Genomic DNA, 13,689 nt, shown 5'->3' on the forward strand with positions numbered 1-13,689 from the left:
TTGTATGGTAAACGCACAGAAAATGTAAGCTATTCACTTTACAAAAAAACCGACTCTTATCATTTATAAAATGATAAGAGTCGGTTTAGCCCATTATTTCTTTTTACGTTTAGGTGACGGACGCTTAGTAGAACGAGGCGCTGTAGGTCGCTCTGTTTTTCTTGCGTCTACAATACCACCTTTGAAGAATTCTTTCTTGCTCACTTGTATGTTTAGCTTCTTCGCTAATTGCTTCAATTCTTTTTCTTCTGAAGCTGTTATGATGCTAATAACCGTACCATCATTTCCAGCTCTTCCTGTTCTTCCAGAGCGATGTGTATATTGCTCTAATGTTCTTGGTAAATCAAAATGAACAACCGTAGTAAGTCCTTTAATATCTAATCCTCTTGCTGCTACATCAGTAGAAAGCATCATTGGATAAATACCTTTTCGGAACCCTTTAATAGCTTGTTCACGTTCGCTTTTATTACCATCAGCACTCAATGCAGCAATGTTCATCTTATTGTATTTCATCTTCGTCGCGATGAATTCCATGTCAACAATGTCCTTCATGAAAACAAGTGCCTTTACATCTTGTAGACGAGCAATCTTCTCAAGTACATAAAGCTTTTCACGCTTCTCACATATGAAGTAAATATGCTCAACATTACTTGAAAGTGTAGCATCCTTCTTAATTGAAATAGAAGCTGGCTCTTTTATATAATCTGCTAAACGAGCTGCCACTTCATTATTCACTGTGGCTGAAAATAAAAGAAGCTGACGATCTTTCATCGTACTTTTAATAATAGCTGTAACCGTATCAAAATGCTCTGGTACAAGTAGTGTATCACCTTCATCCAATACGATGGTTTTCACTTCGTGCATTTTCATTTTCTTTTGCTGAATAAGCTCTTGAATTTTCCCTGGTGTTCCTACTACAATTTGTGGCTTCTTCTTTAGTTTCTCAAGCTGACGTTTACTGTTAGCTCCACCAATAAATGAAGCACAGCGAATATCAGTACCTGCTGTCCAGTTAATGATTTCTTGATGGATTTGCATTACAAGCTCTCTAGAAGATGCTAGAATTACTGTTTGCAAATGAATCGATTTTATATCCAACTTCGTTAATAACGGCAGTAAATACGCTAGTGTTTTACCTGTTCCTGTTGGTGATTCAGCAATGACATCTTGTCCATCCATTATATACGGAAAAGCTTGTTCTTGAATGTTAGTTGGTGCTTGAAATCCTTCTTTCTTCCATGCTTCTTGTAGGAAGGAAGGCATTTCTTGAATAAATGAAGCTGTTTTCATAGTTATTCTCCTTCATACCATTTCATCTGGTGTATTTTCGTCAATGAATTACTTTTTATTTTTAACTTTTTTCGTTTGATTATCAACTATTCTCAAATAGACTACTATAGCTCCGACTAGCATATGCTATATTGCTTCAGAAATCCAGCTTTTCCACAAAAAAAGCTGATTCATATAAGACAGTAACACGCCTTATACAAATCAACTTTCATCTTACTTTGTTTGTTGAACAGCTTCATTAAATTCTTTTTCAATTTGTAACGATGGCTTAGGAGATAATAAGCTTACAATTACAATCACAATAACCCCAGCGATAAACCCTGGAATGATTTCATACACCGCTGAAAACGCTTCGATATTTTCCCATACAATTACGGTAACAGTCCCTGCCACCATTCCTGCTAACGCACTCCACTTCGTCATACGCTTCCAATATAAGCTCAATAATATAACAGGTCCGAATGCCGCACCAAATCCTGCCCAGGCATACCCTACCAAGTTTAAAATAGTTTCATTTGGATTTAACGCCAGCACTAATCCAATAAGTGATACTATTAGAACAGCTATGCGTCCAACAAGTACGAGTTCTTTATCAGAAGCATTACGCTTAATAAACGCCTTGAAGAAATCCTCCGTTAAAGCACTTGATGTCACAAGTAATTGAGATGAAATAGTACTCATTACCGCCGCTAATATCGCAGCTAGCAAGAAGCCAGTAATAATGGATGGAAACAACTGCTCTGACAATACGATGAACACCGTCTCTGGATTACTTAATGTTTGGTTGGTTAACTTAAAATAAGCAATACCAACAAGCCCAGTAAACATAGCTCCAACCACAGAAAAAAGCATCCAGCTCATCCCCACTCGTCTAGCCTTCTTCATTTCTTTTACAGAAGAGATAGCCATAAAACGAACGATAATATGAGGTTGTCCGAAGTATCCAAGTCCCCATGCTAGTAAAGAAATAATACCGATAGCTGTCGTTCCTTCGAAGGCTTTTAATAAATGAGGATCAATCGCACGAATTGTATCAAATGTCATGTTCGGATTTCCGATGTTTGCAATAGTAACAGTCGGTACCGTAATTAAGGCAAGGAACATAATTAATCCTTGTACTGTATCTGTCCAACTTACGGCTAAGAAGCCACCGAATAAGGTATAAAGTATAACAACCGTTGCTGTAACAATAATACCTGTTCGATAATCCATACCAAATGCTGTTTTAAACAATTCTCCTCCAGCTACCATCCCAGAAGACGTATAGAATGTGAAAAATATTAAAATAACAAGTGCTGATGTAAGACGTAAAATTCTAGATGAATCTTTGAAGCGGTTTTCCAAATAATCTGGAATAGTAATTGAATTATTTGCAATCTCTGTATAAGTGCGTAGTCTTGGCGCAACATATAACCAGTTCATATATGCTCCCAATGTTAAACCTACTACTATCCAACCAGCGCTTAAACCCGCTACATACATAGAGCCTGGTAACCCCATAAGTAACCAACCACTCATATCTGAAGCTCCTGCACTTAACGCCGTTACGACCGGACCTAAATCTCGTCCTCCTAACATATAATCTGTTAAGTTCGACGTCCTTTTATAGGCCATGTAACCTAATAAAAGCATCCCCGCCATATAGATTACGATGGAAATAATAACACCGTACTCCAAATTGTATCCCCCCATAAGTAGAATTATTTTCATATTTTTTCATTATTTTCTGAAAATAGTTTATCTACAGGATAACAAGAATTTAAAAATTTGTTAAGAAAAATGAATCGGTATACTAATAAAATAGCACTAGAGCCATATTAGTATATAACTCATAATTATCCAAACCTATACATATGAACACCATATATTTTTCAGAAAAATATAGAAATATAATATTTAAATTGTTATACTCATCTACAGCAAACAACTCAGAAAGGAACGTATCACATGCAACGACTGTCTAACAAACAATTAGTTTTTATTAGCTTTATGCTATTCTCGATGTTTTTCGGTGCAGGTAATTTAATTTTCCCTGCTTTCCTAGGAAGAGCATCAGGTACAGAAACATGGATTTCAATGGCTGGATTCATCATATCAGCAGTAGGCTTACCGATTTTAGGGGTTATAGCGGTTGCCAAACTGGGAGGATTAGATGTTATCGGCGGCCGAGTTTCTCCGTTATTCTCTATTCTATTTCCTGTTATTATTTATATTTCTATTGGGCCATTAATGGCTATTCCACGATGTGCAACCGTGGCATTTGAAATGGGTGTCAAACCATATATGTCAAGCGATGAAGGCATGTTAGGGATAGCACTTATCATTTATTCTATCGTCTTCTTCTGCATTGTTTTATGGCTGAGTCTTTCACCAAGTAAACTTGTGGATCGCTTTGGAAAATTATTAACACCTACTTTACTTGTTCTTATATTAATTATTTTAATAAAGAGTATTGTGACTCCTTTAGGAGGAACAACATCACCTACTGAAGCTTATAGTGAAGGCCCATTTTTCAAAGGCTTCTTAGATGGTTACTTAACAATGGACTTATTAGCATCCCTTGCATTTGGTATAGTGATAGCCAATACTATTCGTACACAAGGTATTACAAACAAACGTAGTATTTCCTTCTCTATGATGGTTGCAGGGCTTGGTGCAGGTGCGCTTCTAGCTATCATCTATAGTATCCTTGGCTTTCTAGGAGCTTCTAGTGGCGCTGCTTTTGGCGAAACCGATAATGGGGCTTCAGTTCTAACACAAGTTATGGAACAATTATTTGGTAATGGAGGTATTATCCTACTAGGTGCAATCTTTACTATTGCCTGTTTGTGCGTATCAATCGGACTTGTTATCTCTTGTAGTGAGTATTTCACAAACTTGATACCTCGACTCAGTTATAAACAATGGGCTATCGTCCTCACTGTTCTAAGTGGCCTCATTGCTAATATGGGCTTAAACGCAATTTTGTCATTCTCAGTCCCTGTACTTGGCATGATTTATCCAATTGCCGTTGTACTCATTCTTTTAGTATTCATGGATGACCTGATTAATAGCAGTAGAGTAGTATATGTATTAGGTATTTCATTAACAGCTATTTTCAGTATTCTAGATACGTTAAACAACACTTTATTAGATAAAAAAATAACAAACCTACTACAAATAATGCCTTTCTATGAACTTGGCATTGGCTGGATTCTGCCTGGTATTGTAGGAATTATTATAGGATTAATCATCCACAAGTTTACACATAAACCGACTGAAGCATAAGAAAATAAAAAGGTTCACTGTACATTTCGTATTACAGTGAACCTTTTTATTTTTTATGCTATACTATTATCCTAAAACTAAATCACTAGCTATCTGATTTAGATTATGTTATAATTATACGCATTGCGAGAAAGAGATAGATACCATTTTAGGTAACTCGTCTTTTTCTGGGGTGTTGCTTTTAATTCTTTCACATGATGAAAGTTCATAAGAAAAATCTTGGATTTCTGATGGAATATAGTGATTTGCTTTTAACATAACAAATACTTTTTCCATTGCATGATCCGAATCTAGTATTTCATTTGTTCTGTTGCACTTGAAGCCTTCGACACAAGTCGAAATAACATTTTCATAAACTGTTTCTTCTTGAAAAACAATTGAAGCATCTAGAATTTTTTCCACTTCTGAATTATCCAATTCAATAATTGTAAGGATATTCACAACTATCACCCACCCAATTTGCTTTTTAATAATTTCTTCAAAGAAATTCAACATATTAATTATTCTGGAAATTCCCTTGTTAAGTTCATCTTAACATGTTCCATGCATAATTTCCTTTAATAATGTAAACATTATATGAATTCAGTGAAACATAAATTTTCTGAATTAAATATTCCATGTTTAAAACTTCCTATACAGGATAATATAATGGAGAGCTTTGCATAGTATTCTTGCAGTAGCGAATTGTGGATTCACTACTTCTGTTTCTTGTTATATCTATGAAGTTTCTCTTAAGTAAGAAGTAAATTGAGCGGTAAAACATTCAAAAATAAAAAATATGGTTGTCTCAGGAGGCATCAACATTTGAATCGGTCAACATTTAGTACAGTAGTTGTTCTAAAGAACCTATTCACACCGGATCGGCTTCGGAGCCGTAGGGATGTATGAGAGGTAGGGCTTACATCGTTTAGGTAAGAACATACCACTGCCGAAACCCAACTTCAAAGATAAAGAAAGAATTATATCTGAGCGAAAAAAGCTCTGCAACATAAAAAGAGGGTATCCTACTATAGGGGATACCCTCTATTCAATTTAATTTTGTAAACTTGCTTCCACAAGATCATGATAAAAACCCGCTTGCTGGACTAACTCTCGATGCAAACCTCTTTCAATAATGCTTCCATTTTGTAGGACGATAATTTGATCTGCTTCTCTAATTGTATTTAAACGATGCGCAATTACAAAACTCGTTCTCCCTTTCATAAGTCGCTTCAATGCTTGTTGAATATGCAATTCTGTAATTGTATCAATGCTACTTGTAGCTTCATCTAAAATCAAAATAATAGGATTAGCAAGAATAGCTCGTGCTATGGCAAGTAATTGTCTTTGCCCTTGGCTTAAGCCACTCCCTCCGTTATTTAACATCGTTTGATAACCATTCGGCAAACGTTCAATAAACGAATGAGCATTAGCTAACTTAGCTGCTTCGATTATTTCATCTTCACTGGCCTCTAATCTACCATAGCGAATATTCTCTTCAATAGTTCCTTGAAATAAAAAAGATTCCTGCAATACGAATGCCATTTGCTTTCTCACACTTGCTCGAGTGACAGAGGTAACATCAACACCATCAATTGTAATAACACCTTCATTATAATTATAAAAACGAGATAATAAATTAATAATCGTCGTTTTACCTGCTCCTGTTGGTCCAACAAGTGCTACTGTGTCGCCTGGTTTTGCAGTAAACGTAATATGTCGAAGAGTAGAACCCTCTTCCTCATATGAGAAAGATACATTCTGAAAGCTTACTTCTCCTTTCACATCCCGCAAAACATCTTTGTTTCGTTCATCAATACCTTCTTCTTCTGTATTTAATATTTCAAATACCCGCTCTGCTCCAGCAATCGCTGATAATAACGTATTAAATTGGTTGGCTAAATCATTCAACGGACGTGTAAACTGACGAGCAAACTCCACAAATATGACAATAACGCCAATAGTAATCCACCCTTTAAGAGCAAATATACCCCCTACACCAGCAATGATTGCAAAACTAGCATTATTCAACACATTCATGAGTTTGGGAATCATCCCCGAATACGTTTGCGACCAAAATCCCGTTAATTTAAGCTTCTCTACTTTATCTAAAAATTGTTCATTAACCTTACTTTCAGCAGAAAAAGCTTTAATAATCGTCTGCCCAGAAATGCTTTCTTCAATTACACCATTTAACTCTCCTAAGCTTTGCTGCTGCTTTTGAAATAGCTTACCGGTTCTACTTGTAATCCATCGCATCCCAAGAAACATAACTGGAATGATAATCATCGTGATTAAAGCTAGTAACGGACTAAGATACAGCATGACCGAGAGTGTTCCAATCAGTGTAAGTGTACTTGAAAACACTTGAATAACCGAGCTATTTAAAGTAGAGCTAACATTTTCAATATCATTAGTTACTCGACTCATTAATTCTCCTTGTTGGCGCTTATCGAAGAATGCAATTGGCAATTTGTGTAGATGACTAAATAACTTTGTACGTAAACTTAATACAGTTCGCTGAGCAATGCCAATCATGATAATATTTTGTAACCAAGATGATAGTGAATAAACAATGTATACCGCTATTAACATGAACAATATAGTAGACAAGCCATTCAGCTTCCTTGCAACTATATAATCATCAATAACCCTTCCTATTAATACTGGACCAGCTAATGCTAACGCTGAGCTAATCACTACTAAAAACAACACAAAAAAGAATAATCCTTTTTGTAATGTCAGCATACGCCAAATGATTCCTAAAGTTGTCTTTGTATCATTTGCTCTTGCCTTCTTTTTAGTTATTTTCTTTTCAAAATCACTTGATTGGAGGATTTTTTCATAATGAAATGGCTCACTTAGTTGTTTCCATAACATTGCTCTCTCTCCTTCCTTCAAGCTGAGACGTGATAATGTCTCGATATAGAGAAGAGTGTCGCTGTAGTTCTTCATGTGTTCCTTCAGCTACCTTCTCTCCATTCAGTAAAAGCATGATACGATCCGCATGAAGAGCCGTACTAATTTTTTGTGTCACCATTATTTTTGTCCCGTTATAAGAAGCTAACGCCTTTAAGAGTTTTTGTTCCGTCTTCGAATCTAATGCACTTGTGCTATCGTCTAACAACAAAACACTAGGCTTACGAATTAATGCACGAGCTATCGTTAATCGTTGGCGCTGTCCTCCTGATAGATTCACACCTCTTTGACCAATTAATGTATCTAATTGTTCCGGCAATTCCTTAATCGTTTCAGCGATTTGAGCATGTTCACAAGCTGCTTGTATTTCCGAATCAGTCGCATCATGCTTACCCCACAATATATTTTCTCTAATTGTACCCGTAAAAAGTAAAGCTTCTTGTGGCACAATGCCGATTTGTTTTCGTAAGAAATCTTGGTTATAATCCTTTACGTTTACACCATCAATCAATACCTTACCTTCACATGTATCATACAATCGTGGGATTAAATGCATGACAGTTGTTTTCCCTGAGCCTGTGGCACCTAAGATTGCTAACGTTTGACCCGGCTTAACAGAAAAAGAAACATTTTTCAGTGCCCATCTTGTTTCATCTTGATAATAGAAACCTACATTTTCAAATGTAACTTCCCCATTTATTTGTTTTATCTGTTCATCATTTGCCGTATCACTCATATCAGCCGGTGTTTCTAAAACTTCCTCAATTCTTGAAGCAGATGCTTTCGACCGTGAAAAAATAACTATGAGGAAGGAAAACATGGATAAAGCAGAAGTAATACGTGTCGAATAATTTACGATTGCAACAACCTCACCAACATTAGCTGTTCCAACCATAATTTCTTTATTTCCAAACCACAGAATACAAATTACTGTCATATTCATTAATAATAAAAGTGCCGGCATAGTTACTTCCATGAAGCGGAGAACAGAAGCTGTTCGTTCCTTTAATTGCTTATTCACTTCTTCAAAACGATTAATCTCATAATCGCTTCTGCGAAAAGCACGAATTAATTTCATCCCTGCTAAATTCTCACTCATCACATTATTCACTTGATCTAATCTTTGCTGAACAGTTTTAAACATCTTCCCGCCTTTGTTGAAAAGGTTAACAACAAATACAAATAAAAGCGGAACAACCACGCCAAGAAACATTGCTAACGAAGGATGTACAATAAAAGCCATTACCAATCCACCAATTATAAGTAAAGGAGCTCTTAGCATTATGCGTAACACCATAAATACAGTTACTTGCAATTGTTGTACATCGTTCGTTAGCCGCGTCATCAATGAACCTTTTGGAAAGATTGTGAATTGAGAATATGATAATGATTGAACACGTTTGAACAACGTCTTCCTCATATCATAAGAGAAGCTTTGGCTTACATGAGACGCATAAAATGTATTAGCAATCCCTGCTATAAAAGCTAGGATTGAAAACAAAATCATTACGCTTCCCCAGACAATAACAATATGTAAATTCTCTTTCATTACCCCTTCATTAATTATTTGAGCCATTAGTAATGGTTGGAATAATTCCACTGCCAATTCGGCTAACATAAAAATAATGGCAATAACCGCAGCTAATTTATACGGTTTTAGAAACTGCCCAATCACTTTCAAACCATCGCCCCCCTTTGAAGAAAAGCTGTGCATCCGTTTTCCACAACCGATAAGTATATATATCTTACCCTTTTTTGGTTTTTTTTCCGAATTTTTTAACTTCCATCTCACACTATCTTCAAGAACAATTGATTTGCTACACTCTAAAGAATTTGCGTATTATAATAATTGAATAACGATTTAATTACATGAAAGAGGACCTATACATATGAATCATATACTGAGTATAACGATTAATGTTTGTTTAGGATTAAACATTTTCCTAGCGATTTTCGTAATTTTTCGAGAGCGAAGAGATATTTCCTCCACTTGGGGTTGGCTACTTGTCTTATTCTTCATACCTCTACTAGGGTTTGTCCTATATTTAACTTTCGGTCAAAATTTAAGGCGTGAGAAACTATTTCAATGGGATGATCAAAAGAAAATCGGATTAAAAGAGATGATTACAGAACAAGCAATCGAATTGAAAGAAAATACATATTCCTTTCGTAATATCTCCGTAAAGCAGCATTTTGATTTAATTTATATGCATTTAACGAATAATGGTGCCCTATTATCTGAAAATAATGATGTAACCATTTTTACGGACGGCAAAGAAAAGTTCAAAAATCTAATTCAAGACATTCGAGAAGCAGAGCGTTTCATCCATATGCAATATTACATCATCAAAAATGATAACTTAGGAAAAGAAGTAATCGCAGAACTTACCAAAAAAGCAAAAGAAGGCGTAAAAGTACGTGTTCTATACGACGAATTAGGTTCACGTGGTTTAAAAAAGAAAGCCTTCGCCGAACTAAGAGAAGCAGGAGGAGAAGTAGAAGTCTTCTTCCCGTCTAAGTTTCACCTTATTAACCTCCGCATGAATTATCGAAATCACCGAAAGCTTGTCATTATAGATGGTAACGTTGGGTACGTAGGTGGATTTAATGTAGGTGATGAATATTTAGGACACAATCCAAAGTTTGGATATTGGCGTGATACGCATTTACGTCTTACTGGAAGTGCTGTATATGCCATGCAGATACGCTTTATCCTTGACTGGAATCAAGCATCTCATCGACATGATATTGCGTATAACCCTTCACTATTCCCACCTAGAAAGGTTGATGGGGATGTAGGAGTTCAAATCGTCACTAGTGGGCCTGATTCAGAATGGGAACAAATTAAACTTGGCTATATTAAATTGATTATGTCAGCTAAGAAATCCATTCTAATTCAAACACCTTACTTCATACCAGACGCTAGCTTACTCGATGCCCTTCGAACGGCGTGTTTAACAGGAAAAGATGTTAAAATCATGATACCGAACAAACCTGACCATATGTTCGTTTATTGGGCTACCCTGTCCAACATAGGAGAATTATTAAAAACAGGGGCTAAAGTATATATTTATGAAAATGGCTTTATTCACGCTAAAATGATTATCATTGATGAAGAAGTATCGTCAGTTGGTACAGCTAATATCGATGTACGCAGCTTCCGTCTAAATTTTGAAGTAAACGCCTTTATTTATAATTGCAAAGTGTCTAAGCAACTTGCTCAAGCTTTTACAGATGATATCAAGTTCTGTCATCGATTAACATTAATGGAGTATAGTAAACGCTCCTATTTCATCCGTTTTAAAGAATCTATTTCAAGATTACTTTCACCAATTTTATAAGAAGGCCACACTCTTTCGCTTAAACAACCCAAAAGAAGCTTATTCAAATGTTTTGAATAAGCTTCTTTACTTATAAGATTAGCTACATTGGAAGGTGAATTTCACTTGATCAAACTTCTTATGCTTTAAATCTTCTATATCCATACAAAAATACAATGTATTTTCCATCTTTTGTGTTATCTTAAATAAGGGGTGCATTTATGACAATCGCAACTGAAAGTAATCCAACCGAAACAAAAAATAAGCTACGAAAGTTCTCTATTATGATGACTTCATTCATGATCATTGTAATTATTGAAGACACGTTATCATGTAGGGTTCAGCATCCATTGATTCAATACATAACATTTCACATTATATTTCTACTCGTTTCTTTAATTGGCTATATGATATATAAACTACTACTTCAACAATTAGATGATTGTTGTTGCGAATAATGAAAAACACTCCCATAACAGGAGTGTTTTTTTTGTTTATTATAAAGCAGGCACACCTACAAAAAAGGCATCATACAATGCTTTAACAGCTTTCTTCTCATTAACAGCTTTAATTCCGAACATCATACTTACTTCAGAAGAACCTTGGTTAATCATTTCAATATTAACACCAGCATCAGCAAGTGCTTGTGAAGCCTTCGCTGTTGTACCAACATTATGACGCATACCTTCACCTACGACCATAAGCAGTGCCAAACCATGATCTATCTCAACTTTATCGGCATGTAATTCATCATAAATTCTTGCAACGATTTTCGCTTCTTTTTCTGGATCTAACTGATCTTCTTTAAGAACAACCGTCATATCATCAATACCTGATGGTGAATGTTCATAAGACACACCATAGTCTTCTAAGATTTGCATTAACTTACGACCAAATCCTAACTCTCTGTTCATTAAATATTTACTTACATAAATACTACAGAAACCTTTATCAGATGCAATACCGATAACAGGCCCATTTGTATTATGGCGTTCATTCACAATTAATGTTCCTGGAGCAGAAGGATTGTTTGTATTCTTTACGTTTACAGGAATACCTGCTCGGAATGCAGGAATTAACGCTTCATCATGGAACACTGAGAAACCTGCGTAAGAAAGTTCTCGCATTTCACGATAAGTAAGCTCTTTAATTTCCTTAGGGTTTTCTACAATTGTAGGATTTACAGAATACACTGCATCAACATCTGTGAAGTTCTCATATACTTTCGCTTTCGTACCATTAGCCAGAATTGACCCTGTAATATCAGAACCGCTACGAGAGAATGTAGCAATTTCCCCATCAAGTGTAAATCCAAAGAAACCTGGGAATACAACAATTCCCTCATACTCTCTTAGCTTATACAAATTCTCATAGGATTGTGGTAATACTTGAGCATTACCTGGCTCATCACTTACATAAAGACCTGCATCTTTCGGGTTTACATAAACCGCATCTGTACCCATGCTACGGAAGAAAGCTGCAATAAGCTTCGCACTATTATCTTCCCCACTTGCTTTCACAGCATCCATATATTTCTCAGGTTTGCTTTGGTCGCCTTCAAGTACTTTATAAATATCTGCTTCAATTGCTTCCATTACATCCTTCGGTAAATTCAATTCTTGTGCAATGCTTGAATATCTTTCCAATAAAGTTGCAACCGGTGCATTTTCTTTGCTATTACTTAAGTATTGCTCCACACACTCTATTAATAAATCTGTTACCTTAATATCGTCTGACGACCTTTTTCCTGGTGCTGAAACGACGACAATCTTTCTTTCAGGATCACTCATAACAATGCTATATACTTTTTGCAATTGCTCTCCTGACGCTAATGAAGATCCTCCAAATTTTACAACTTTCATTCTGACCTCTCCTAAACGTTAAAATACTCAGATAATTTTATATTATTATGAACTTTCGGAATAAAACTTGCAACACTTTTCTATCTTAATCACATAAATAGACGATTTTTTTACGAGTTTCATAAAAATATAGCTATTTAACTTCCTTCTTCTTGGTTTCAACCTTAACAGGCGGTGGTAAACTCCCACCATTACTATAATATTCTGGCACTTCACCAGGAATAAATATATCACCAATTTTCGCTTGGAACTTTATTGGTTCTTCATCCGAAAAGTAAGGAATTACAATTTGGATATCTAGTTCAAAATCAACAAACAACTCTAACAAAGTGTTGTTAATTCCTCCATCTGTCATTACTGTTCGAAATTTAGACTCTACATCTCGAACTAACGATAACTCGACAGGGATTTCTGGACCAAAGTTTGCTAATAACGAATTCCCCGTTGCTACGCCTAGAGGAATCTTATACACAATATTTTGAATCTGAGCATCTTGTACATCATTAATATTACGACTAGATTTATCATCCATATGCTTAATTCCTAATCGTTTCTCAATATCCTTCGTTGTGAGTGTTAACACATCATAGTAGACCTTCGGATTAAAACTATATGTCGATGGAAGCCCATCCCGCTTCTTTTCTATTATTAATTCATCAAGATCCACTTGATTCCTTATATTCTTATAAACTGCTTCATCAATCGCTTCCGTTGCAATACGCTTCACTTCTGTCTTTGCTACATCTTTAATGATTGGTGTAATTGCCTTATCAACTAACCAGAGCGACATAAAATTAAAGCCTAAAAAAATGAGAAAAGAATACCACAATACCTTAGGCATACTTAAAGGCTTACGTCGCACTTTCATTCCTGTTCGATATCTCCATCTTTTCATAAGGAACCAGCCCCTTTGGAACATTCATATGCCTGTTCACTAGAAAAAATGAAAATTTCTAAGAAAAGCGTAAGCGCCCGCTTTGCGACGTATAGATTGGAGCACTTCGACTGAGATAAAGGAAATACGAAGAGGCAGTAGCCTTTTTCGTGTTGAC

10 protein-coding genes are annotated in these 13,689 nt (G+C 35.7%); 3 read left to right on the forward strand and 7 right to left on the reverse strand.

What is annotated here, in order from left to right; genetic code table 11:
- Nucleotides 1-93: 93 nt before the first annotated feature.
- Entirely contained in the window at nt 94-1,290 is a 1,197-nt protein-coding gene (locus TX86_RS20725; protein WP_042351839.1) for a DEAD/DEAH box helicase, read from the reverse strand.
- Nucleotides 1,291-1,503: 213 nt separating this feature from the next.
- Entirely contained in the window at nt 1,504-2,967 is a 1,464-nt protein-coding gene (putP, locus tag TX86_RS20730; RefSeq protein WP_042351840.1) for a sodium/proline symporter PutP, read from the reverse strand.
- A gap of 270 nt (nt 2,968-3,237) precedes the next feature.
- Here putP and brnQ point away from each other — a divergent pair, with 270 nt between their 5' ends.
- Nucleotides 3,238-4,557: a branched-chain amino acid transport system II carrier protein gene (gene brnQ / locus TX86_RS20735; protein ID WP_042351842.1), complete on the forward strand. Its 1,320-nt coding sequence runs from the start codon at nt 3,238-3,240 to the stop codon at nt 4,555-4,557.
- A 114-nt stretch (nt 4,558-4,671) separates the two neighbouring features.
- Here brnQ and TX86_RS20740 read toward each other — a convergent pair whose 3' ends face one another.
- The 3 genes from TX86_RS20740 to TX86_RS20750 all read right to left on the reverse strand — a co-directional run bounded on the left by TX86_RS20740 (nt 4,672) and on the right by TX86_RS20750 (nt 9,136).
- Entirely contained in the window at nt 4,672-4,998 is a 327-nt protein-coding gene (locus tag TX86_RS20740) for a hypothetical protein (RefSeq protein WP_154663187.1), read from the reverse strand.
- 591 nt (nt 4,999-5,589) lie between these two features.
- Nucleotides 5,590-7,416: an ABC transporter ATP-binding protein gene (locus tag TX86_RS20745; RefSeq protein WP_042351845.1), complete on the reverse strand. Its 1,827-nt coding sequence runs from the start codon at nt 7,414-7,416 to the stop codon at nt 5,590-5,592.
- Entirely contained in the window at nt 7,394-9,136 is a 1,743-nt protein-coding gene (locus TX86_RS20750) for an ABC transporter ATP-binding protein (protein WP_230203697.1), read from the reverse strand. The genes TX86_RS20745 and TX86_RS20750 overlap by 23 nt, the downstream gene beginning before the upstream one ends.
- A 208-nt stretch (nt 9,137-9,344) precedes the next feature.
- Here TX86_RS20750 and cls point away from each other — a divergent pair, with 208 nt between their 5' ends.
- Complete coding sequence (gene cls / locus TX86_RS20755; RefSeq protein ID WP_042351848.1) at nt 9,345-10,796, forward strand: cardiolipin synthase; 1,452 nt, start codon at nt 9,345-9,347, stop codon at nt 10,794-10,796.
- Nucleotides 10,797-10,996: 200 nt separating this feature from the next.
- Complete coding sequence (locus TX86_RS20760) at nt 10,997-11,233, forward strand: hypothetical protein (protein WP_042351851.1); 237 nt, start codon at nt 10,997-10,999, stop codon at nt 11,231-11,233.
- Nucleotides 11,234-11,272: 39 nt separating this feature from the next.
- On the opposite strand, the gene TX86_RS20765 is transcribed toward TX86_RS20760, so the two are convergent.
- Both TX86_RS20765 and yunB read right to left on the reverse strand, forming a co-directional pair.
- The gene (locus TX86_RS20765) at nt 11,273-12,637 is read right to left on the reverse strand and encodes an aspartate kinase (RefSeq protein WP_042351852.1); all 1,365 of its coding nucleotides are present in this window, start codon (nt 12,635-12,637) and stop codon (nt 11,273-11,275) included.
- A gap of 133 nt (nt 12,638-12,770) precedes the next feature.
- Nucleotides 12,771-13,532 (reverse strand): sporulation protein YunB, encoded by a 762-nt coding sequence (gene yunB / locus TX86_RS20770; RefSeq protein ID WP_042351853.1) that lies wholly within the window; start codon nt 13,530-13,532, stop codon nt 12,771-12,773.
- Between the last annotated feature and the right edge of the window lie 157 nt (nt 13,533-13,689).

Origin of the sequence: Bacillus massiliigorillae (genome assembly GCF_000380245.2) — a bacterium.
Lineage (GTDB): Bacteria > Bacillota > Bacilli > Bacillales > DSM-1321 > Bacillus_AD > Bacillus_AD massiliigorillae.

What these genes read in the sequence shown, in the direction of transcription:
- TX86_RS20725 (WP_042351839.1), bottom strand. Translation starts at nt 1,290, where the DNA reads ATGAAAACAGCTTCATTTATTCAAGAAATGCCTTCCTTCCTACAAGAA.
- brnQ (WP_042351842.1), top strand. Translation starts at nt 3,238, where the DNA reads ATGCAACGACTGTCTAACAAACAATTAGTTTTTATTAGCTTTATGCTA.
- TX86_RS20745 (WP_042351845.1), bottom strand. Translation starts at nt 7,416, where the DNA reads ATGTTATGGAAACAACTAAGTGAGCCATTTCATTATGAAAAAATCCTC.
- cls (WP_042351848.1), top strand. Translation starts at nt 9,345, where the DNA reads ATGAATCATATACTGAGTATAACGATTAATGTTTGTTTAGGATTAAAC.
- TX86_RS20760 (WP_042351851.1), top strand. Translation starts at nt 10,997, where the DNA reads ATGACAATCGCAACTGAAAGTAATCCAACCGAAACAAAAAATAAGCTA.
- TX86_RS20765 (WP_042351852.1), bottom strand. Translation starts at nt 12,637, where the DNA reads ATGAAAGTTGTAAAATTTGGAGGATCTTCATTAGCGTCAGGAGAGCAA.
- yunB (WP_042351853.1), bottom strand. Translation starts at nt 13,532, where the DNA reads ATGAAAAGATGGAGATATCGAACAGGAATGAAAGTGCGACGTAAGCCT.